16 protein-coding genes are annotated in these 21,461 nt (G+C 70.0%); 5 read left to right on the top strand and 11 right to left on the bottom strand.

The annotated features are described in order from the left end of the window. Positions 1–56: 56 nt before the first annotated feature. On the bottom strand, positions 57–1,193 hold the full coding sequence (gene dnaJ / locus ACIBU0_RS43180; RefSeq protein WP_398830084.1) for a molecular chaperone DnaJ: 1,137 nt from the start codon (positions 1,191–1,193) through the stop codon (positions 57–59). Beyond that, complete coding sequence (gene hrcA / locus ACIBU0_RS43175; RefSeq protein ID WP_398830082.1) at positions 1,194–2,210, bottom strand: heat-inducible transcriptional repressor HrcA; 1,017 nt, start codon at positions 2,208–2,210, stop codon at positions 1,194–1,196. It lies immediately after the preceding gene. Positions 2,211–2,373: 163 nt separating this feature from the next. Between hrcA and ACIBU0_RS43170 the strand changes: the two genes are divergently transcribed. Then, positions 2,374–3,117 (top strand): MBL fold metallo-hydrolase, encoded by a 744-nt coding sequence (locus tag ACIBU0_RS43170; RefSeq protein ID WP_398830079.1) that lies wholly within the window; start codon positions 2,374–2,376, stop codon positions 3,115–3,117. A gap of 42 nt (positions 3,118–3,159) precedes the next feature. Then, entirely contained in the window at positions 3,160–3,975 is an 816-nt protein-coding gene (locus tag ACIBU0_RS43165) for a DUF3097 domain-containing protein (protein ID WP_398830077.1), read from the top strand. Here the strand turns inward: ACIBU0_RS43165 and ACIBU0_RS43160 are convergent. The 3 genes from ACIBU0_RS43160 to ACIBU0_RS43150 all read right to left on the bottom strand — a co-directional run bounded on the left by ACIBU0_RS43160 (position 3,953) and on the right by ACIBU0_RS43150 (position 8,855). Next, the gene (locus tag ACIBU0_RS43160) at positions 3,953–4,543 is read right to left on the bottom strand and encodes a Uma2 family endonuclease (protein WP_398830074.1); all 591 of its coding nucleotides are present in this window, start codon (positions 4,541–4,543) and stop codon (positions 3,953–3,955) included. The genes ACIBU0_RS43165 and ACIBU0_RS43160 overlap by 23 nt on opposite strands. Before the next feature lie 103 nt (positions 4,544–4,646). Continuing rightward, a complete protein-coding gene (gene hemW / locus ACIBU0_RS43155; RefSeq protein ID WP_398830072.1) occupies positions 4,647–5,879 on the bottom strand; it encodes a radical SAM family heme chaperone HemW in 1,233 nt (410 codons plus the stop codon). 753 nt (positions 5,880–6,632) lie between these two features. Continuing rightward, positions 6,633–8,855: a SpoIIE family protein phosphatase gene (locus tag ACIBU0_RS43150; RefSeq protein ID WP_398830069.1), complete on the bottom strand. Its 2,223-nt coding sequence runs from the start codon at positions 8,853–8,855 to the stop codon at positions 6,633–6,635. A 102-nt stretch (positions 8,856–8,957) separates the two neighbouring features. Here ACIBU0_RS43150 and ACIBU0_RS43145 point away from each other — a divergent pair, with 102 nt between their 5' ends. Then, complete coding sequence (locus tag ACIBU0_RS43145; protein WP_398830067.1) at positions 8,958–13,106, top strand: HAMP domain-containing protein; 4,149 nt, start codon at positions 8,958–8,960, stop codon at positions 13,104–13,106. Between the two features lie 12 nt (positions 13,107–13,118). Continuing rightward, complete coding sequence (locus ACIBU0_RS43140; RefSeq protein WP_398830064.1) at positions 13,119–13,679, top strand: two-component system response regulator; 561 nt, start codon at positions 13,119–13,121, stop codon at positions 13,677–13,679. A 99-nt stretch (positions 13,680–13,778) separates the two neighbouring features. Here the strand turns inward: ACIBU0_RS43140 and ACIBU0_RS43135 are convergent, their stop codons facing one another. Then, positions 13,779–15,653, bottom strand: a complete 1,875-nt coding sequence (locus ACIBU0_RS43135; protein WP_398830061.1) for an AMP-dependent synthetase/ligase — start codon at positions 15,651–15,653, stop codon at positions 13,779–13,781. A 271-nt stretch (positions 15,654–15,924) separates the two neighbouring features. After that, positions 15,925–17,793, bottom strand: a complete 1,869-nt coding sequence (gene lepA / locus ACIBU0_RS43130) for a translation elongation factor 4 (protein WP_398830058.1) — start codon at positions 17,791–17,793, stop codon at positions 15,925–15,927. A gap of 233 nt (positions 17,794–18,026) precedes the next feature. Between lepA and rpsT the strand changes: the two genes are divergently transcribed. After that, entirely contained in the window at positions 18,027–18,293 is a 267-nt protein-coding gene (gene rpsT / locus ACIBU0_RS43125) for a 30S ribosomal protein S20 (RefSeq protein WP_398830056.1), read from the top strand. A 213-nt stretch (positions 18,294–18,506) separates the two neighbouring features. On the opposite strand, the gene ACIBU0_RS43120 is transcribed toward rpsT, so the two are convergent. From ACIBU0_RS43120 to ACIBU0_RS43105, 4 genes are all read right to left on the bottom strand, one after another. Next, positions 18,507–18,905, bottom strand: coding sequence for a nuclear transport factor 2 family protein (locus tag ACIBU0_RS43120; RefSeq protein ID WP_398830054.1), 399 nt, complete (start codon positions 18,903–18,905; stop codon positions 18,507–18,509). Between the two features lie 291 nt (positions 18,906–19,196). Beyond that, on the bottom strand, positions 19,197–20,186 hold the full coding sequence (holA, locus tag ACIBU0_RS43115) for a DNA polymerase III subunit delta (RefSeq protein ID WP_398830051.1): 990 nt from the start codon (positions 20,184–20,186) through the stop codon (positions 19,197–19,199). Positions 20,187–20,302: 116 nt separating this feature from the next. Continuing rightward, positions 20,303–20,548 carry a hypothetical protein gene (locus ACIBU0_RS43110; protein WP_398830049.1) on the bottom strand — a complete coding sequence of 82 codons (246 nt, stop codon included), beginning with the start codon at positions 20,546–20,548 and terminating at the stop codon, positions 20,303–20,305. 70 nt (positions 20,549–20,618) lie between these two features. Beyond that, positions 20,619–21,458 (bottom strand): arylamine N-acetyltransferase, encoded by an 840-nt coding sequence (locus ACIBU0_RS43105; RefSeq protein WP_398830047.1) that lies wholly within the window; start codon positions 21,456–21,458, stop codon positions 20,619–20,621. Positions 21,459–21,461: the final 3 nt, after the last annotated feature.

Raw genomic sequence — 21,461 nt, 5'->3', positions numbered from 1 at the left:
AATCGGCCCTTCCCCTTGCCGCGGGCCACGCGTTCCTCGCGCCGACGGCTGTACCGTCAGCGACCGTTGAACGCGTCCTTCAGCCGCGAGAACAACCCCTGCTGCCCCGGCTGGAACTGCCCCTGCGGCCGCTCCTCACCCCGCAGCTTGGCCAGCTCCCGCAGCAGCCGCTCCTGCTCCGGGTCGAGCTTGGTCGGCGTCGTCACCTCGACGTGCACGATGAGGTCACCGCGCCCGCCACCCCGCAGATGCGTCACACCGCGCCCGTGCAGCGGAATAGACTGCCCGGACTGCGTGCCCGGCCGGATGTCGACCTCCTCCAGCCCGTCCAGCGTCTCCAGCGGCACCTTCGTACCGAGAGCCGCCGCGGTCATCGGGATCGTCACCGTGCAGTGCAGGTCGTCGCCGCGCCGCTGGAAGGTGGGGTGCGCGACCTCGTGGATCTCGACGTACAGGTCACCGGCGGGCCCGCCACCGGGCCCGACCTCGCCCTCACCGGCCAGCTGGATCCGCGTGCCGTTGTCGACACCGGCCGGGATCTTGACGGTCAGGGTCCGACGGGACCGTACGCGCCCGTCCCCCGCACACTCGGGGCACGGCGTCGGCACGACCGTCCCGAAGCCCTGGCACTGCGGACACGGCCGCGAGGTCATGACCTGGCCCAGGAAGGACCGCGTCACCTGCGACACCTCACCGCGACCGCGGCACATGTCACACGTCTGCGCGGAGGTGCCGGGGGCAGCCCCCTCACCGTTGCAGGTGTTGCAGACGACCGCTGTGTCGACCTGGATGTCCTTCGTCGTGCCGAAGGCCGCCTCGTCGAGCTCGATCTCCAGCCGGATCATCGCGTCCTGGCCGCGCCGGGTGCGCGAGCGCGGACCGCGCTGGGACGCCGTACCGAAGAACGCGTCCATGATGTCCGAGAAGTTCCCGAAGCCGCCCGCGCCGAAGCCGCCGGCCCCCGCGCCGCCCGCCTGGGACAGCGGGTCGCCGCCGAGGTCGTAGACCTGCTTCTTCTGCGGGTCCGACAACACCTCGTAAGCGGCGTTGATCTCCTTGAACCGCTCCTGGGTCTTCGGATCGGGGTTGACGTCCGGGTGCAGCTCGCGGGCGAGCCGCCGGAAGGCCTTCTTGATCTCTTCCTGCGACGCGTCGCGACGCACGCCGAGAACGGCGTAGTAGTCCGTGGCCACTTACGACTCCGCCAGGATCTGTCCGACGTACCGTGCCACTGCGCGTACCGCTCCCATCGTTCCCGGGTAATCCATGCGGGTCGGTCCGACCACGCCGAGCTTGGCGACTGCCTCGCCGCCCGAACCGTAGCCGACCGACACCACGGACGTGGAGTTGAGTCCCTCATGGGCGTTCTCGTGGCCGATGCGCACGGTCATGCCCGGATCCTTCGCCTCGCCCAGCAACTTGAGGAGCACGACCTGCTCCTCCAGTGCCTCCAGGACGGGGCGGATGGTGAGGGGGAAGTCATGTCCGAAGCGGGTGAGATTGGCGGTGCCGCCGATCATCAGCCGCTCCTCGTTCTCCTCGACGAGCGTCTCCAGGAGGGTGGAGAGCACGGTCGAGACGGTGCCGCGGTCCTCCAGGTCGAAGGCCTCGGGGAGATCCTCGACGAGCATCGGCACATCGGTGAAGCGCCGACCCGCGACCCGGCTGTTGAGCCGCGCGCGTAGATCCGCGAGCGAGGTCTCGCCGAAGGGTGCCGGGCAGTCGATCATCCGCTGCTCGACCCGGCCGGTGTCCGTGATCAGCACGAGCATCACGCGCGCGGGTGCGAGCGAGAGCAGCTCGACGTGCCGGACGGTGGACCGGGTCAGCGACGGGTACTGCACGACGGCGACCTGCCGCGTGAGCTGCGCGAGCAGCCGTACGGTCCGGGCCACCACGTCATCGAGGTCTACGGCGCCTTCCAGGAAGTTCTGGATGGCGCGCCGCTCCGGCGGGCTCATCGGCTTGACGCCGGCGAGCTTGTCGACGAACAGCCGGTAGCCCTTGTCGGTCGGGATCCGGCCGGCGCTGGTGTGCGGCTGGGCGATGTAGCCCTCGTCCTCCAGGGCCGCCATGTCGTTGCGGACGGTCGCCGGCGAGACGCCGAGGTTGTGCCGCTCGGTGAGCGCCTTGGAGCCGACCGGCTCCTCCGTCCCGACGTAGTCCTGGACGATGGCGCGCAACACCTGAAGCCTGCGTTCACTCAGCATCCCGCGCACACCTCCAGAGGTCGTTCCGTTCGCACCTTGCCTGGCACTCTGTCCGCCCGAGTGCCAGCCGTCCCCGGCCAGTGTACGGCGGTGGGGTACGCCCCGGGCAAGGCCGGTCCGGTACCGCCGTGCCCGGACATGCTGTCTTGGCTAGCGTCGCGGTATGACGGTGACTTGGGAAGAGCTGGGATGGGAGCGGCTGGCGGCCGGGGTCGGCCGGTGCCGGCTTCCGGGGTGGGACTGCACGGCGGGGCTGGTCGTCGGGGACGGCACCGCGTTGGTCGTCGACGCCGGGTCGAGCCTCGCGGAGGGCGCGCGGTTGCGTACGCAGGCGCAGTGGCTCGCGGGTCACGGTGTGACTCATCTCGCGCTGACGCATCCCCACTTCGATCATGTCTTCGGGTCGGCGGCGTTCGCGGGGGCGGAGATCTTCGGTGCGGTGGGCATGGACACGGTGGTCGAGGCGCGGCACGCGCGCGAGGAGCTGCGCGCGGACGCGGTGGGCAACGGCCTGGACCCGGCGTCGGCGGAGGAGGCCGTGGACGCCCTGATCCGCCCCAGCCACCAGGTGAGCGGCGAGTGGACCCTCGACCTGGACGGCGGCCGTCAGGTCCTGCTGGCGAACGTGGGTCCGGCGCACACGGCCCACGACCTGGTGGTGCTCGTGCCGGGCGCGGTCCCCGGCGACCGGGAGGTGGTCTTCTGCGGCGACCTGGTGGAGGAGTCCGGCGAACCGCAGGCCGGCCCCGACGCCGTACCGTCCCACTGGCCGGCCGCCCTCGACCGCCTGCTGGACCTGGGCGGCGAGGACGCGCTGTACGTGCCCGGTCACGGAGCGGTGGTGGACGCGGAGTTCGTACGGCGCCAGCGCGACGCCCTGGCCGCCCGCTTCGGCGTGTCGCACTGATCTGCGCTCCATGACGACCGGGCTTCTCCTATCGTCACTCGAATGCGCCAGTACTCCGCCGACCTGACCCCGCCCTGGAAGAAGCCCAAGCCCGTCCCCGAGGTCCCGGCGGAACCGGGCCTCGTGGTGGAGGAGCCCGGCACCGGTTTCTGCGGCGCGGTGATCCGCTGCGAGGCCGGCACGGTCACGCTGGAGGACCGCTTCGGCAAGCACCGGGTGTTCCCGCTGGAGCCGCGCGGCTTCCTGCTGGAGGGGAAGGTGGTGACCCTCGTACGCCCGTCGGGCGCGGCTCCGGTACGTCCCACCCGTACGGCATCCGGTTCGGTCGCCGTTCCCGGCGCACGCGCGCGCGTGGCCCGCGCCGGCCGTATCTACGTGGAGGGCCGCCACGACGCCGAGCTGGTCGAGAAGGTGTGGGGCGACGACCTGCGCGTCGAGGGCGTGGTGGTGGAGTACCTGGAGGGCGTCGACGACCTGCCGTCGATCGTGGCCGACTTCGCCCCGGGGCCTGACGCGCGGCTGGGGGTGCTGGTCGACCACCTCGTGCCGGGCACGAAGGAGTGGCGGATCGCGCAGGCGGTGACGAGTGAGCACGCCCTGGTCGTGGGCCACCCGTACATCGACATCTGGGAGGCGGTGAAGCCGTCGTCACTGGGGATCCCGGGGTGGCCGCGGGTGCCGCGCGGGGAGGACTGGAAGACGGGGGTGTGCCGGGCGCTGGGGTGGCCGTCGGAGAACACCGGGGCGGTGTGGCAGGCGATTCTGGGGCGGGTGGGGTCTTACAAGGACCTGGAGCCGGAGTTGTTGGGGCGGGTGGAGGAGCTGATCGACTTCGTCACGGATAGCGGTGGGGCCTGACCTTCTCGTAGGTGGCGAATTCGCTGGTGTCCAGTTCGATGTTGATGGGCTCCAACGGCGTGAGGTCGCCGAACTTGGTGATCCGCTGACGGCGATAGTCCGCGTTCTCGCCGTGGCCCGTCGGTTCAGTAAGCAGTACGCACTGCGCCATGATGGGATCGATGATCAAGTACGCGGGTACCTTCGCCGCTGCGTAGATCGAGCGCTTGACTCCGTAGTCGCGGTCTACGCTCGTCTTGGAAACGACCTCTACGAGCATCGTGATGACCTCGGACGGCATCAGCCTTCCCTGACCTGGTCCGGTGCCCCGCTCAAGCACCACAAGGTCCGGCTGCGGCTCACTCGTCTCCTCAAGGATGGCGATGTCCTGGGTCTGGAGCCGCCGCCAGCGCTGGCGGGGGATCTGGTCCACAACCGCCTCCACGATGTCGTTGTGGGCCACGTCCGGCCCCGCCATCATCACGATTTCCCCCCGGAGGAGCTCGACTTTGAATCCCTCGGGAACCTCAAAGTTCTCGAAGAACTTCACGATGTCGGTGGTCATCGGTCGGTCGTCCACAGCGGTCATCTCCGCAGCCCTCCGGTTTCTGCCACCGTCGCTTACGGGGGCAGCGTACGAATCAGGTTAGGGACCGAACCGGCCTCCCGCACCGATTCACCCACCCGAGTGATCAGTCCACCAGATCCCGCACCACCGCATCCGCCAGCAACCGCCCCCGCAACGTCAGCACCGCACGCCCCTCCGCATACGGCCCCTCCTGCAGCAGCCCATCCGCCAGCGCCCGCCGAGAAGCCGCAAGCCCCTCCTCCCGCAGCAGTTCCAAGGGCGCCCCCTCTCGAAGCCGCAGCTCCAGCAGGATCCGCTCGACCCTCCTGTCCTCCTCGGACAGCAGCTCACGCCCAGCCCCCGGCGACCGCCCCTCCGCCAGTGCCGCCGCGTACGCCCCCGGATGCTTGACGTTCCACCAGCGCACTCCGCCCACGTGCGAGTGCGCTCCAGGACCCGCACCCCACCAGTCCGCGCCCCGCCAGTACAGCTCGTTGTGCAGGCACCGCCCGGCCTCCGACGTGGCCCAATTCGAGACCTCGTACCACTCGAAGCCCGCCTCCGACAGCGCCGACTCCGCGATCAGGTACCGGTCCGCGTGCACGTCGTCGTCCGTCATCGGCACCTCGCCGCGACGGATACGGCGGGCCAGCTGCGTGCCCTCCTCGACGATCAGGGCATACGCGCTGATGTGGTCCGGCCCCGCGCCGAGCGCCGCCTCCAGCGAGGCCCGCCAGTCGTCGTCGGACTCCCCCGGCGTGCCGTAGATCAGGTCCAGGTTCACATGCTCGAAACCGGCCGCACGGGCCTCCGCCACGCACGCCTCCGGACGGCCCGGCGTGTGCGTACGGTCCAGGACCCTCAGCACATGCTGCTTCGCGCTCTGCATGCCGAAGGAGATCCGGTTGAAGCCGCCCTGGCGGAGGGTGGCCAGATACGCCGGGTCCACCGACTCCGGGTTGGCCTCGGTCGTGATCTCCGCGTCCGGCGCCAGCCCGAACTCGTCGCGGATCGCCCCGAGCATCCGTACGAGATCGCCGGCGGCCAGCAGGGTGGGCGTACCGCCGCCCACGAAGACCGTGCGGACCTCGCGCGGGTCGTCGCCGAGGACCTTGCGGGCGAGGCGGATCTCGTCGACGAGGGTCTCGGCGTAGTTGTCGCGGGACGCCAGCACTCCGCCCGTGCCGCGCAGTTCGGTCGCCGTGTAGGTGTTGAAGTCGCAGTAGCCGCAGCGGGTCGCGCAGTACGGGACGTGCAGATAGAAGCCGAGGGGTCGGTCGGCGGACCCGGCGAGCGCGTGCACGGGCAACGCGCCGTCGGCGGGGACGGGCTCGCCGTCGGGGAGTGCGGAAGGCATGGGTTCTATTGTCCAGCACGCGCGCGTACGGCGACTCGGGCACGGATGTCAGGCCGCGCGCACTCCCCCGGACGTTCGGGGGCGCCGAAACTGAGGCGCACGGCGACCGCCCGCCATGCCCGGAGCACGCCGACTCAGGCACGTATGTCAGGCCGCGCGCGCACTCCCCCGGACGTTCGGGGGCGCCGAAACTGAGGCGCACGGCGCCCGCCCGCCATGCCCGGAGCACGCCGACTCAGGCACGTACGTCAGGCCGCGCGCATACTCCCCGGAGACCACCCACGAGTCCCCCCCAAGAAACCGGCACGCGCGCGTGCTCCCAGACCGCCGCCACGCGCACGTACCCGTCGAAACTCGGGGGCGACGGAACTGAGGCGCACGGCGGCCGCCCGCTATGCCCGGACCGAGCCTCGCCCGCCCACCGCGCCACCCGCCGGAACTCCCCCGAAACCGGCGCCACGCGCGCGTACGCGCCATGAACCCCGCCACCCGCGCGCACGCCGACTCAGGCACGTATGTCAGGCCGCGCGCATACTCCCCGGAGACCACCCACGAGTCCCCCCCCCCCCCCCAGAAACCGGCACGCGCGCGTGCTCCCAGACCGCCGCCACGCGCGCGTACCCCTCCAAACTCGGGGGCGACGGAACTGAGGCGCACGGCGGCCGCCCGCCATGCGCGGACCGGGCGTGCCCGCCGACCGCGCCACGCAACCGGAACTCCCCGAAATCGCCCCGCGCGCCCCTACGGCCCCCGCTACTCGGCCTGCAGCACCAGCAGCGCGAGGTCGTCCTCCGGTGGGCGGCCGCCGAACTCGTGGACCAGTCTGCGGATGCGTTCCGCGATCAGCTCGGCGTTCAGGCCCGCGCACCCGGCGAGCGCGGTGGCGAGGCCGTCGCCGTCGTCGAACTGGCGGGAGCCGCTGCGCCGCTCGGTCACCCCGTCGGTCACGCACAGCAGGGTGTCGCCGGAGCGCAGCTCGAAGGTCTCGCTCGTGTATGTCGCGTCCTCGACGACCCCGAGCAGGGTCTGGGGCTGCGCGGCGGTGTGGACCTCGCCGCCGGCGCCGAGCAGGAGCGGCAGGGGGTGCCCTGCGGAGGCGAGGGTGCAGCGGATGCCTCCGTCGAAGGGCGTCAGTTCGCCGTACAGCAAGGACAGGAAGCGGGTCTGCGGGCCGTCACCGGGCGGGGCCGGACCGACCAGTGCCCGGGCGGCGGCGTCGGCGGCCTCCGTGGCGTCGTCCAGGAGGAGCTGGTTGAGGCGGTCGAGGACGTCGGCGACGCGGTAGCCCTCCCGGGCGAGCAGCCGCAGCCAGGGGCGTGCGATGCCGATCACCACGGCCGCCTCGGGGCCCTTGCCCTGGACGTCGCCGATGGCGAAGCACCAGCGGCCGTCGCCGGCCGGGAAGAGGTCGTAGAAGTCGCCGCTCGGACCGCCCTTGTCGCACGGCTCGTACACCAGGGCGCTGGCCACCCCCGGGATCTTCGCGACCGCGCCGGGCAGCAGTCCGCGTTGCAGGACCCGGCTGATGGTGACCTGCCGGGCGTACTGGCGGGCCGCGCCGATGGCGAGGGCCACCCGGCGGCTGAGGTCCTCGACGAGCCCGGTGACCTCGTCGGGGAAGCGGTCGAGGCCGGCCCGGCCGATGACCAGCGTGCCCAGCGGGCGCCCACCCGCGATCAGGCGGTACGCGAGCGCGGTGCCGCGGACCCCGCGTTCGCCGAGCGCCTCACCGGGCCAGGGATACGGGACCGGGCCGGTGCGGTGGTGGTCGGGGGGAAGCGGTGGCTCCTTCTCCAGGGCGCGGCGGAGTTCCTCGATGAGGTTCTCGGAGCCGTGCCAGACGCGGGCGAGCCGGGGCCCGGCTCCCGCGGCGCCGTCCACCGGCCGCTCGCCCCAGCCTCCGGGCTCGCCGGACAGGGGGTACCCCCAGCGCCCGGCGACCTCGTCCTCCAGCCACACGGCGCACCAGTCCGCCAGCCGAGGCACGATCAGCTGGCCGGCCAGCGCGGCAACCAGGTTCTCGTCGAGCTGTCCGGCGAGCAGGTCGGAGGCCTCGGCGAGGAAGGAGAGGGCACCCCGGTTGAGCCAGTCCCTCTCGTGCCCGGGGCGGTGGGGATACGCCGGGTGTGCCGGGTGTGCCTGGCGTGCCTGGTGTCCGAGATGTCCTAGGCGCCCCAGGTGATCCAGGGGCTCCAGGGGCTCTGGGTGCCCTAGGTGCTCTGGATGCCCCAGGTGCTCCGGGTGCTCCGGGTGCTCTGGGCGCTCCGGAGATCCCGGCTCCTGGACGATGTCCCCGTACCCGAGCGGCGCGGAACGGTCGTCGTGGTGCGCGGGCGCCGAAGGATCCCCCGGATCGAGTGAAGCCGGCCCCGCGGGAGCCGCCGGAAGCGGCGGCGGCTCCGGCGCGAGGATCTCGGCGACGCGCAACCCGCGCTCCAGCGCACGCTCCTCGGCGTACGCCTCGATGTCGTCCCTGGCCCCCACGGGGTCCTCGGCGGGCAGCCGCGCCCACACGGTCTTGGCGCCGGTGCGGTAGGTGACGCCCCAGGACTCGGCGAGCCGGGACACCAGCCGCAGGCCGCGGCCGTACTCCGGTGTCTCGTACGGCGCGTCGACCTCGCCGTCGCGCGGGGCGCGCGAGGGGTGGTGGTCCAGCACCTCGACGAGGAGGGCGCCGGTGTCCTCCTCCAGCCGGCAGGTGAGCTCGACATCGGTGCCGGCGTGCACGACGGCGTTGGTGACGAGCTCGCTGACGGCCACGACGGCGTCGTCGACGAGCCGGTCGGTGAGGCGTTCGGTGCCGGGGAGCCCGGAGGCGGCCCATTCGGTGAGGGCGTTGCGCACGAGGGTGCGGGCGGAGCCCGGGGAGAGGGCGCTGCCGGGCAGGGTGGTGCGGGTCTCGGCGCGCACGCCCCCCGGCGCAGGCACATCAGAGGCACGGGTAACGGTCTCCCGTTGCACCGGAATGGCCCCCATGGACAGCTCCCCGAACGGTTCGGACGAATACGCCTCGGTCGACGCCGACAGAGTGACAGACTGGCCACGCCCATAAGCACCGAGTTACCGAAGTGGGCCGCCATGAGTGAGAACCGTGCTACGCGTGTGCTCGAAGACGGACAGAAAGACGGTCAAATTCGAGCATCCGAACTGCGTCCGCTGCTTGCCGCGATGACCGCTGCCCGCGACGGCGACTTCCGCAGGCTCCCGGAGGCCGGCGAGGGAGTGGTGGCGGAACTGACGGCGGTCTTCAACCAGATCATGGACCGCAGCACGCACTTCAACCGGGAAGTGCAGCGGGTCAAACGGGAGTTGGTGCGGCACGGCAGGCTCGACGAGCGGCTCTCGGCGAGCCCGGGGCCGGGTGACTGGACGACCCGGGTCAGCGACGTCAACCAGCTGCTCGACGCCTTGGTGGCCCCGGCGGCCAACGCGACACGCGTGCTGGACGCGGTGGCCGGCGGCGACCTCACCCAGCGGGTCGATCTGCACGACGGCAGTCGCCAGTTACGCGGCGACCTGCGCCGCCTCGGCCGGGCCGTGAACAAGATGGTCGACCAGCTCTCCCTGTTCACCGGCGAGGTGACGCGGGTCGCCCGCGAGGTCGGCACCGAGGGCCGGCTCGGTGGCCGCGCCAAGGTGCAGGGGCTGTCCGGCAGTTGGCGGGATGTGACGGAGGCCGTCAACACCATGGCGTCCCGGCTGACGGCCCAGGTGCGTGACATCGCCCTGGTGACCACGGCGGTGGCCCGCGGCGACCTCACCCGTACGGTCACCGTCGAGGCGACCGGCGAGCTGCTCGAACTCAAACTGACCGTCAACACGATGGTCGACCAGCTCTCGGCCTTCGCCGACGAGGTGACGAGGGTCGCCCGCGAGGTGGGCACCGAGGGGCAGCTCGGCGGACGCGCCCAGGTCCGCGGGGTCTCCGGCGTGTGGAAGGACCTCACCGACAACGTCAACTTCATGGCGTCGAACCTGACCTCCCAGGTCCGCAACATCGCCCAGGTCACCACCGCCGTCGCCAACGGCGACCTGAGTCAGAAGATCACCGTCGACGCCCAGGGCGAGATCCTCGAACTCAAGTCGACCATCAACACCATGGTGGACCAGCTCTCGGCCTTCGCCGACGAGGTGACGAGGGTCGCCCGCGAGGTCGGCACCGAGGGCAACCTCGGCGGCCGGGCTCAGGTGCGCGGCGTCTCGGGCGTCTGGAAGGACCTCACCGACAACGTCAACTTCATGGCGGACAACCTGACCTCCCAGGTCCGCAACATCGCCCTCGTCTCCACCGCCGTGGCCCAGGGCGACCTCGGCAAGAAGATCACGGTCGAGGCGAAGGGCGAGATCCTGGAGCTGAAGTCGACCATCAACACGATGGTGGACCAGCTCTCGGCCTTCGCCGACGAGGTGACGAGGGTCGCCCGCGAGGTCGGCACCGAGGGCAACCTGGGCGGTCAGGCCCAGGTGCGGGGCGTCAGCGGCGTCTGGAAGGACCTCACCGACAACGTCAACTTCATGGCGCTGAACCTGACCTCCCAGGTCCGCAACATCGCCCAGGTCACCACCGCCGTCGCCAACGGCGACCTCTCCAAGAAGATCACCGTCGACGCCCGCGGCGAGATCCTCGAACTGAAGGACACCGTCAACACGATGGTGGAGCAGCTGCGCGCCTTCGCCGACGAGGTCACCCGCGTGGCCCGCGAGGTCGGCACCGACGGCCGACTGGGCGGCCGGGCCCAGGTGCTGGGCGTCTCCGGCGTCTGGCGCGACCTCACCGACAACGTGAACTACATGGCGGACAACCTGACCTCCCAGGTCCGCAACATCGCCCAGGTCACCACCGCCGTCGCCAACGGCGACCTCTCCAAGAAGATCGACGTGGACGCCCGCGGCGAGATCCTGGAGCTGAAGACCGCCATCAACACCATGGTCGACACGCTCTCCTCCTTCTCCTCCGAGGTCACCCGCGTAGCCCGCGAGGTGGGCTCCGAGGGCCGGCTCGGCGGCCAGGCGCGGGTGGAGGGCGTGTACGGCACCTGGAAGCGCCTGACGACGAACGTGAACGAACTCGCGTCGAACCTGACCACCCAGGTCCGCGCGATCGCCGAGGTCGCCTCCGCCGTGGCGCAGGGCGACATGTCCCGCTCGATCACGGTGGAGACACAGGGCGAGGTCGCCGAGCTGAAGGACAACATCAACCTGATGGTGGCCAACCTCCGCGAGACGACCCGCGCCAAGGACTGGCTGGAGTCCAATCTGGCCCGCCTCGCCGCCCTGATGCAGGGCCACCGTGACCTGATGGAGGTCGCCGACCTGCTGCTGCGCGAGCTCACCCCGCTGGTCAACGCCCAGTACGGCGCGTTCTTCCTGGCCGACCCGGACGAGGAGGGCGCCTCGCTGCGCACCACCGTTCCGGCGAAGGGGCTCGCCTTCATCGCCGGGTACGGCTCCGCCCAGGGCACGACCATCGAGACCGGCGGCCTTCCGGTGCACGGCCTGGTCCGGCAGGCGGCCCGCGAGAAGAAGCGGATCCTCGTCGAGGAGGCCCCGCCGGACTACATCAAGATCAACAGCGGTCTCGGCGAGGCGGCCCCCACGAGCGTCGTCATCATCCCGATCCTCTTCGAGGACAAGCTCCTCGGCGTGATCGAGCTGGCGTCCTTCTCCCGCTTCTCCGACGTGCATCTGGCGTTCTTCGACCAGTTCGTGAACACCATCGCCGTCGCGATCAACACGATCATCGCCAACTCCCGTACGGAGTCCCTGCTCGGCGAGTCCCAGCGCCTGGCGATGCAGCTCCAGGAGCGGTCGGACGAACTCCAGAAGCAGCAGGCGGAGTTGCAGCGCTCGAACGCGGAACTGGAGGAGAAGGCGGCCCTGCTCGCGACGTCCTCCCAGTACAAGTCGGAGTTCCTGGCGAACATGTCGCACGAGCTGCGGACGCCTTTGAACTCACTGCTGATCCTGGCGCGGCTGCTGTCGGACAACCCGGACGGCCATCTCTCCGACCAGGAGGTCCAGTTCGCGACGACGATCCACCGGTCGGGCTCGGACCTCCTGCAACTGATCAACGACATCCTGGACCTGTCGAAGATCGAGGCCGGCCGGATGGACGTACGCCCGAAGAGGCTGCCGCTCATCAAGCTGCTGGACTACGTCCACGCCACCTTCCGCCCCCTCACCCTGGACCGGGGGCTCGCCTTCGAGGTGTCGGTCGGCGAGGACGTGCCGCGCGAGATGTACTCGGACGAGCAGCGGCTGCAGCAGATCCTGCGCAACCTGCTGTCCAACGCGATCAAGTTCACCGCGTCCGGCAAGGTGGAGCTGCGGGTGAACCGGGTGAAGGACCCCCAGCACCGATGGGGGTCCCCCCGCTCGAGCGAAGTCGAGAGTGGGGGAGTCCGCGAGAGCGACGAGGTGATCGCGTTCGCGGTGTCCGACACCGGCATCGGCATCGCCTCGGAGAAACTCCCGGTGATCTTCGAGGCGTTCCAGCAGGCCGACGGCACCACCAACCGCAAGTACGGCGGCACGGGTCTCGGCCTGTCCATCAGCCGGGAGATCGCCGGCCTGCTGGGCGGCCGTATCGTCGCCGAGAGCGAACCCGGCAAGGGCTCCACGTTCACGCTGTACGTCCCGGTCACCAGCCCCGGTCACGCCGCCACCGGCCCGGTCCCCGAGGACCGTCCGCTGCCGGTGCCGGAGCAGCTGTCGGCCGAGGCCCTCCCGTCCGCCCACGACGCGGACGAGAGCTGGCCGACCCCGACCAAGCTGGAGACGTGGCAGACGGGCCGGCCGGGCCGGGTGCTCCCGGGCCGGCGGGTGCTGATCGTGGACGACGACATCCGCAACGTCTTCGCGCTCACCCATGTCCTGGGCCGGGTCGGCATGCCGGTCCTGTATGCGGAGAACGGCCGCGAGGGCATCGAGACGCTGGAGCGGAACCCGGAAGTCGAACTCGTCCTGATGGACATCATGATGCCGGAGATGGACGGCTACGAGACGATCTCCGCCATCCGCCGCACGCCGCGCTGGGCGGACCTGCCCATTGTCGCGCTGACCGCGAAGGCCATGCCGGGGGACCGGGAGAAGTCCATCGCGCGGGGCGCCAACGACTACGTACCGAAGCCGGTGGACGTGGATCAGCTGCTGACCGTCGTCTGTTCCCTCCTGGACCCCGAGGGAACGGACGAGCCGGTGGGACCGGAGAAGACACAGACTGAATGAGGCACAGTCATCATGAGCGCTGAGGCAACGACCGACGAGCGTGCCGGCATCCTCCTGGTCGACGACATGGAGGACAACCTGATCGCGCTGGAGGCCGTCCTGGGGTCCCTCAACGAGCCGCTCGTCCGCGCGCGTTCGGGCGAGGAGGCGATGAAGGCGCTGCTGCGCCAACGCTTCGCCCTGGTCCTGCTCGACGTCCGCATGCCGGGCATGGACGGCTTCGAAACGGCCACGAACATCAAACGGCTCGATCAGACCAAGGACGTCCCGATCATCTTCCTGACCGGCGCGGACGACGAGCCGGGCTACGCCTTCCGCGGCTATGCGACGGGCGCCGCGGACTACCTGACCAAGCCGTTCGATCCGTGGGTCCTGCGCGCGAAGGTGACGGTGTTCCTGGACCTGTACCGCAAGACCAGGCAGCTGGAACACCTGCTGAGCCGCGAGCACGTCCACAGCCGGGAGCTGAGCACCCAGCTGGCGGCCTTGGAGGAACAGCTCTCGGACGACACCGCGCCGGACCTGACGGCCCTGCGCGCACAGGTCAAGGAGATACGCCGGCTCATCGGCTGAGGGCGCGCGTCCCGACCTGAAGGGGCGCGGGGAACTGCGCGACCAGCCACAACGGACTGTCAGCCGCCAGCGGTCCCCCGCCACCCCTCCCCTACTGCGCTACGCCTCCCGCGTCCCGGCGTACATCTCCTCGATGAGCCCCTTGTACTCCCGCTCCACAACCGGCCGCTTCAACTTAAGACTCGGCGTGATCTCCCCATGCTCCACATCGAGATCCCGAGGCAGCAGCCGGAACTTCTTGATGGTCTGCCACTTCTGAAGCCCCTCGTTGAGCTTCTTGACGTACCCGTCGACCATCGCCACGGTCTCCGGCGCAGCCACAACGTCCGCGTAGGACTTGCCGCCGAGCCCGTTCTCCTCGGCCCACCCGAGGATCGCGACCTCGTCCAGCGCGATGAGCGCCGTGCAGAAGTTCCGGTCGGCCCCGTGCACCAGGATGTTGGACACGTACGGGCACACCGCCTTGAACTGCCCCTCGACCTCGGCGGGCGCGATGTACTTGCCGCCGGACGTCTTGATGAGGTCCTTCTTGCGGTCGGTGATGCGCAGGTAGCCGTCGGGCGACAGCTCGCCGATGTCACCGGTGTGGAACCAGCCGTCGGCCTCCAGCACCTCGGCGGTCTTGTCGGGCAGCCCGTGGTAGCCCTCCATGATGCCGGGGCCGCGCAGCAGGATCTCGCCGTCGTCCGCGATGCGCACCTCGGTGCCGGGCAGCGGCTTGCCGACCGTGCCGGTGCGATAGGCCTCGCCGGGGTTCACGAAGGACGCGGCCGAGGACTCGGTGAGGCCGTAGCCCTCCAGGATGTGGATGCCGGCGCCGGCGAAGAAGTAGCCGATCTCCGGCGCGAGGGCGGCGCTGCCGGACACACAGGCGCGCAGGTTGCCGCCGAAGGCCTCGCGGATCTTGGCGTACACCAGCGCGTCGGCGACCTTGTGCTTGGCGCCGAGCCCGAACGGCACCGAGTGGGCGCCGGTGCGGCGGAAGTTGTCCTGGGAGACCTTGGCGTACTCGCGGGCGACCTCGGCGGCCCACTGGAAGATCTTGTACTTGGCGCCGCCGCCCGCGCGGGCCTTGGCGGCGACCCCGTTGTAGACCTTCTCGAAGATGCGCGGCACGGCGGCCATGTACGTCGGCTGCACGACCGGCAGATTCTCGATGATCTTGTCGACGCGGCCGTCGACGGCGGTGACGTGTCCGACCTCGATCTGCCCGGAGGTGAGCACCTTGCCGAAGACGTGCGCGAGCGGCAGCCACAGGTACTGCACGTCCTCGCCGCTGATCAGCCCGGTCGCGGCGATCGCCTTGGCCATGTACGCCCAGTTGTCGTGCGGCAGGCGCACGCCCTTCGGGCGGCCGGTGGTGCCGGAGGTGTAGATGAGGGTGGCGAGCTGGTCCTTGGTGATCGCGCCGACCCGCTCCTTGATCAGGTCGGGGTCCTTCTCCAGCCGGGCCGCGCCACGGGCCTCCAGCTCGTCGAGGGTGAGGATCCAGTCGGCGGTCTCGACACCGGCCGGGTCGACGACCACGACGTGCGTGAGGTTCGGCAGCTCGGCGCGCTTCTCGACGGCCTTGGCCAGCTGGGCCGCGTCCTCGGCGATCAGCACCCGGCTCTCGGAGTCGGAGAGGATGAACGCCGACTCTTCGGCGTTGGTCTGCGGGTAGATCGTGGTCGTGGCGGCTCCGGCGCACATGATGCCGAGGTCGGCGAGGATCCACTCGATCCGGGTCGAGGAGGCGAGGGCCACCCGCTGCTCGGCCTGGACGCCCAGCTCGATGAGCCCGGCCGCGATCGCGTAGACCCGCTCGGCGGCCTGCCCCCAGCTCAGCGACCTCCAGTCGTCCGGGCCCTCACCCGAGGCCGACGGCACCGGATAGCGGTATGCCTCGGCGTCCGGCGTGGCCACCACGCGCTCCAGGAAGAGAGTCGCCACGCTCGGCGGACGGTTCTCGATCAGTGTCTGTGTGTCGCTCACGACATCCTCCGGGCCCGCGACAGTGCGGCTGGCTCAACAGCCGGCATTGCATCCGGCTCATTACGGCGGTTTTCACATGCGAGCTGTTGTTTAACTCGCGAGTAACTATCGAGCAGGGATCAGAGTAAAGGTCGACAGGCCACCGCGTAAGGGTCCGCGGCCTGTCACTTCCTACAGACAGCGACGTTACGCACGCGTAGGGGCCCGCCGCACTTTCGCACGACGGGCCCCTGTTGCGGCGATTTGCCAGGCAACGCTCTGTTACCGGCGGTTACTTCTTGCCCTTGGCCGACCCCGCGCTGTCATCGCTGCTCAGTACGGCGATGAAGGCCTCCTGCGGAACCTCCACCGAACCCACCATCTTCATCCGCTTCTTGCCTTCCTTCTGCTTCTCCAGCAGCTTCCGCTTACGGGAGATGTCACCGCCGTAGCACTTGGCGAGGACGTCCTTGCGGATGGCGCGGATGGTCTCGCGGGCGATGACCCGGGAGCCGATGGCGGCCTGGACCGGCACCTCGAAGGCCTGCCGCGGGATCAGCTCCTTGAGCTTGGCGACGAGCCGCACGCCGTACGCGTACGCCTGGTCCTTGTGGGTGATCGCCGAGAAGGCGTCCACCTTGTCGCCGTGCAGCAGGATGTCGACCTTGACCAGGCTGGAGGTCTGCTCACCGGTGGGCTCGTAGTCGAGCGAGGCGTAACCACGCGTCTTCGACTTCAGCTGGTCGAAGAAGTCGAAGACGATCTCCGCGAGCGGCAGGGTGTAGCGGATCTCGACCCGGTCCTCGGAGAGGTAGTCCATGCCGAGCAGGGTGCCGCGCCGGGTCTGGCACAGCTCCATGATCGAGCCGATGAACTCGGTGGGCGCGAGGATCGTGGCGCGTACGACGGGCTCGTACACGTCGTTGATCTTGCCCTCGGGGAACTCGCTCGGGTTGGTGACGGTGTGCTCGCTGCCGTCCTCCATCACGACCCGGTAGACCACGTTGGGCGCGGTGGCGATCAGGTCGAGGCCGAACTCGCGCTCCAGGCGCTCGCGGATCACGTCGAGGTGGAGCAGGCCGAGGAAGCCGACGCGGAAGCCGAAGCCGAGGGCGGCGGAGGTCTCCGGCTCGTAGACGAGCGCGGCGTCGTTCAGCTGGAGCTTGTCGAGGGCCTCGCGCAGCTCGGGGTAGTCGGAGCCGTCCAGCGGATACAGACCGGAGAAGACCATCGGCTTCGGGTCCTTGTATCCGCCGAGCGCCTCGGTGGCGCCCTTCTGCTGGCTGGTGACGGTGTCACCGACCTTGGACTGGCGGACGTCCTTCACACCGGTGATGAGGTAACCCACCTCACCGACGCCGAGGCCGTCGGCGCCCAGCATCTCGGGCGAGTTGGTGCCGATCTCCAGCAGCTCGTGGGTGGCGCCCGTCGACATCATCCTGATGCGCTCGCGCTTGTTGAGCTGGCCGTCGATGACACGGACGTACGTCACGACACCGCGGTAGGAGTCGTAGACCGAGTCGAAGATCATCGCGCGGGCGGGGGCGTCCTTGACGCCGACCGGCGCGGGGATCTCCTTGACCACCTTGTCGAGCAGCGCGTCGACACCGACGCCGGTCTTGGCGGAGACCCGCAGCACGTCGCTCGGCTCGCAGCCGACCAGGTTCGCGAGCTCCTCGGCGAACTTCTCGGGCTGCGCGGCCGGCAGGTCGATCTTGTTCAGTACGGGGATGATCGTGAGGTCGTTCTCCATCGCCAGGTAGAGGTTGGCGAGGGTCTGGGCCTCGATGCCCTGGGCGGCGTCGACGAGGAGGATGGTCCCCTCGCAGGCGGCGAGCGACCGCGAGACCTCGTACGTGAAGTCGACGTGCCCCGGGGTGTCGATCATGTTGAGGATGTGCGTGTTGCCGGGTTCGTGGGTGGGAGCCCACGGCAGACGCACCGCCTGGGACTTGATCGTGATGCCGCGCTCGCGCTCGATGTCCATCCGGTCGAGGTACTGAGCACGCATCTGCCGCTGCTCGACCACACCGGTCAGCTGGAGCATCCGGTCGGCGAGCGTGGACTTGCCGTGGTCGATGTGCGCGATGATGCAGAAGTTGCGGATCAGAGCCGGGTCGGTACGGCTCGGCTCGGGCACATTGTTAGGGGTCGCGGGCACGCAGGGTCCTGTCTCTTGAGGCGCCTTATGCCTCGGGTCGGATCGATACGTAGGTTCCATGGTCCCACGGGCGGCGACCTGGAGCTGGTTTGGGCCATCCTCCGGCCCACTGGTAGCCTGGGTGGCTGTGTCTCATGCCCTCTCAGCGCGAGGCACACCCCAAGAAAATCACCCGGTATCAAGTCCGCGCGGCTTCCGTGCGGCCTCGTACCAGAACCTGAAAAGGCTCATTCGTGGCGAACATCAAGTCCCAGATCAAGCGGATCAAGACCAACGAGAAGGCCCGGCTGCGCAACAAGGCCGTCAAGTCCTCCCTGAAGACCGCGATCCGCAAGGCCCGTGAGGCCGCTGCCGCGGGTGACGTCGAGAAGGCCACCGAGTACCAGCGCGCCGCGTCGCGTGCGCTCGACAAGGCCGTCTCGAAGGGCGTCATCCACAAGAACCAGGCCGCCAACAAGAAGTCGGCGCTTGCTTCCAAGGTCGCGTCCCTCAAGGGCTGAACCTCTTCTTTGATCTGACCGGATCCCTCGTGGATCCCGCCGCCGGAAGGACCCAGAGCGGGCCCTCTCTCATCCGCTCCCGACCGGCACCCCGGATTCGCACGCGGCCTGCGTTCGCCACGCGGGTGCGGATCCAGCAGCTTGAACCGAAGGCTCCGGCCTCCGTCCTTCCCCGGGACGAAGGCCGGAGCCTTCGGCATGCCTGCCGGCCGGTCACGACCAGAAGTCGTTGCCCTTCTCCATGTCCGCGACGCACTCGTCGAGGTCGGTGATCTTGTCACCGACGATCCGGAAGACGATGCCCCCCATCTCGTCGATGTGCTTGCCGCCCCGGTCCGCGGTGAAGTGGTGCACGGACATGGCGTGTCCGCGGCCGTCGACGAAGATGTTGCGCAACTCGACGCGGAACGACCCGTCCGTCTCCGTGGAGAGCCTGGTGTAGTACCCGTCGATGATGTTGTCGATCCCCTTGTAGTCCCCGGAGAGCGGGTGGGAGCCGGGTACGTGGTGCGTACAGTCCCCGGTCATCATCCCGCGCAGGGTGTCCATGTCTCCGCGCTGGAAGGCCTCGTAGCCCCGGCGTACGAGCTGGGCGTGCTCATGTTCAGCCATGGAGATCGCCACCTTTCCGTGTTCGGCGAGGTACGGCTGATACGCACGATTCTCCTCTCCCCCCAGGTGGCGGCTACTTGATCTCGAACTACGCGCTGTTCCGGCCGACAGCCCGCGCAGACTGTCCAGGTCACAGCGCTTGAAGGCTTCGTAGCCCTTGCGGACGAGCGCTGCGTGCGGACGAGTTCTGCGTGCGGATGTTCGGCCATGGCGACTGCCGCATCTCCGTCGCTCGGCGGTATACGGCCGGCACTGCCGAGTCTCCTCGCCGCAGTCGGCGGGGCTACTGGATCAGGCCCGTCCCCGGGACCGCGCCGCCCGCGCGATGGTCACCACGGCCTTCTCCAGGGCGTACTCGGGATCGTCCCCGCCACCCTTCACTCCCGCGTCCGCCTCGGCCACGGCCCGCAGCGCGACGGCGACCCCGTCCGGCGTCCAGCCGCGCATCTGCTGCCGCACCCGGTCGATCTTCCAGGGCGGCATACCGAGCTCCCGCGCGAGGTCGGCCGGGCGTCCCCCGCGCGCGGAGGAGAGCTTGCCGATGGCCCTTACGCCCTGGGCGAGGGCGCTGGTGATCATCACGGGGGCGACTCCGGTGGCCAGCGACCAGCGCAGCGCCTCCAGCGCCTCGGCCGCCCTTCCCTCCACGGCCCGGTCGGCCACGGTGAAGCTGGAGGCCTCGGCGCGCCCCGTGTAGTACCGCCCGACGACGGCCTCGTCGATGGTCCCCTCGACATCGGCGACGAGCTGACTCACCGCGGACGCCAGCTCCCGCAGATCACTCCCGATGGCGTCGACCAGGGCCTGACATGCCTCGGGCGTGGCGGACCGCCCGGTGGCCCGGAACTCCTGCCGCACGAAGGCCAGCCGATCCGCCGGCTTCGTCATCTTCGGGCACGCCACCTCCCGCGCCCCGGCCTTGCGCGCGGCGTCGAGGAGTTTCTTGCCCTTGACCCCACCGGCGTGCAGCAGCACGAGGGTGATCTCCTCGGCCGGCGACGCCAGATACGCCGTCACGTCCTTGATCGTGTCGGCCGACAGATCCTGCGCATTGCGCACCACGACGACCTTGCGCTCCGCGAACAGCGACGGGCTGGTCAGCTCGGCCAGCGTCCCCGGCTGCAACTGCTCCGGCGTCAGGTCCCGCACATCCGTGTCGGCGTCGGCGGCCCTGGCAGCCACCACCACCTCCCGCACGGCACGATCGAGCAGCAGCTCCTCCTGCCCCACGGCGAGGGTCACGGGAGCGAGGAGGTCGTCATTCGCAGTCTTCCTGGCCATCGCGACAAGCATGGCACGGCGGACTGACAACGGGGCTCCGGTACCCGGCGCCGGGGGCAGCCGAGGGTTGGCCGCGCAGCCCGGCGCCGCGTGGGTGCCGCCTGTCCGGCGTCACGCTACGGCTCCTCCCGCCAGCCGTCCCACTCCCCGGCGAACTCGTCCAGCTCCCCCGGGTCCAGCCGCCCCTCCTCGTCCCGCAGCACCACCAGCCACTGCGCATCCTCGGCGTCGTCCTCCCCAGCCAGCGCGTCCCGCACCAGACGCGGCTCCTCAGCGATCCCGAAGCGCTCCCCCAGCGCCTCGGCCGCCTCCTCCGCGGCATCACGGTCGGGCAGCACCAGGACATGTCTCACGTCACTCACGGAGCCATTTTCCGGTATGCCCGCTCGAAGCGACCCCCGGCATGGACCGCACGCGCACTGCCCCGCCCCCTCACCCGCGCGGGTCGGCGCCCCGCACCGTCGGCACCCGGTCCAGCTCGATCCCGAACCGCTCCCGGTACGCCCCCAGCACCTCCTCGTCCGTGCCCAACTCCCGCTCCTCACGCGTCCCGTCGGCCGCCGTCGTCTTGAACGTGCGACCGCTGAGCGTGATCCGCCCTCCTTCCTCCGTCACCCGCGAACACACCAGCGACTGCGTGAAGTGCGAGCCCGGCGAGGTGCTGTGCCACCACGCCCCGGCCACGAAGTCGCCGAGCACCCGTGGCCGCCGCTCCAGCCGGTACTCCGGTCTGCCGTCCATGACGACCTCCAGGTCCGCCGCCTCCGCCACGTCATGCCCGCCCCGCACCCCGGCCGCGTCCGGCCCGGCCTCGACGATCCGGAACACGCCCGCCGGATCCACCTGCTCGCCGCGCGCCTCGAACGCCAGCGGATAGTGACTGTGCGCCCCGAAGCCGACGTCCGCCAGCCACGCGCCCCCGTCCACCGTCCGCACCTTCAGCGCCATATGGTCGTAGGGGATGCCGAGCCGCCCCTCCGCGCCATGGACCCGCGCCGCGAGCAGCGTCACATCGAAGCCCAGCGCGGTGAGCAACGCCGCGAACGCCCCGTTCAGTTCGTAGCAGAACCCGCCCCGCCCGGCCCCCACCACCTTGTCCAGCAGCCGCTTCTCCTCCAGGACGATCTCCTCGCCGAGGTGGATCGACAGGTTCTCGAAGGGCACGGTCTGCAGATGGCGCAGATGCAGCTCGCGCAGCACGTCCACGGTGGGCCACGCCGGGTGCTCGACCCCCAGGCGACGGAGATAGGCATCAACCTCAACGGAATCCATGCC

It is taken from the genome of Streptomyces sp. NPDC049627 (genome assembly GCF_044465645.1).
Classification (GTDB): Bacteria; Actinomycetota; Actinomycetes; order Streptomycetales; family Streptomycetaceae; genus Streptomyces.
This window is presented reverse-complemented; position numbering and strand designations above follow the sequence as displayed.

What these genes read in the sequence shown, in the direction of transcription:
- hrcA (WP_398830082.1), bottom strand. Translation starts at nt 2,210, where the DNA reads ATGCTGAGTGAACGCAGGCTTCAGGTGTTGCGCGCCATCGTCCAGGAC.
- ACIBU0_RS43170 (WP_398830079.1), top strand. Translation starts at nt 2,374, where the DNA reads ATGACGGTGACTTGGGAAGAGCTGGGATGGGAGCGGCTGGCGGCCGGG.
- ACIBU0_RS43165 (WP_398830077.1), top strand. Translation starts at nt 3,160, where the DNA reads ATGCGCCAGTACTCCGCCGACCTGACCCCGCCCTGGAAGAAGCCCAAG.
- ACIBU0_RS43160 (WP_398830074.1), bottom strand. Translation starts at nt 4,543, where the DNA reads ATGACCGCTGTGGACGACCGACCGATGACCACCGACATCGTGAAGTTC.
- hemW (WP_398830072.1), bottom strand. Translation starts at nt 5,879, where the DNA reads ATGCCTTCCGCACTCCCCGACGGCGAGCCCGTCCCCGCCGACGGCGCG.
- ACIBU0_RS43150 (WP_398830069.1), bottom strand. Translation starts at nt 8,855, where the DNA reads ATGGGGGCCATTCCGGTGCAACGGGAGACCGTTACCCGTGCCTCTGAT.
- ACIBU0_RS43145 (WP_398830067.1), top strand. Translation starts at nt 8,958, where the DNA reads ATGAGTGAGAACCGTGCTACGCGTGTGCTCGAAGACGGACAGAAAGAC.
- ACIBU0_RS43140 (WP_398830064.1), top strand. Translation starts at nt 13,119, where the DNA reads ATGAGCGCTGAGGCAACGACCGACGAGCGTGCCGGCATCCTCCTGGTC.
- ACIBU0_RS43120 (WP_398830054.1), bottom strand. Translation starts at nt 18,905, where the DNA reads ATGGCTGAACATGAGCACGCCCAGCTCGTACGCCGGGGCTACGAGGCC.
- holA (WP_398830051.1), bottom strand. Translation starts at nt 20,186, where the DNA reads ATGGCCAGGAAGACTGCGAATGACGACCTCCTCGCTCCCGTGACCCTC.
- ACIBU0_RS43105 (WP_398830047.1), bottom strand. Translation starts at nt 21,458, where the DNA reads ATGGATTCCGTTGAGGTTGATGCCTATCTCCGTCGCCTGGGGGTCGAG.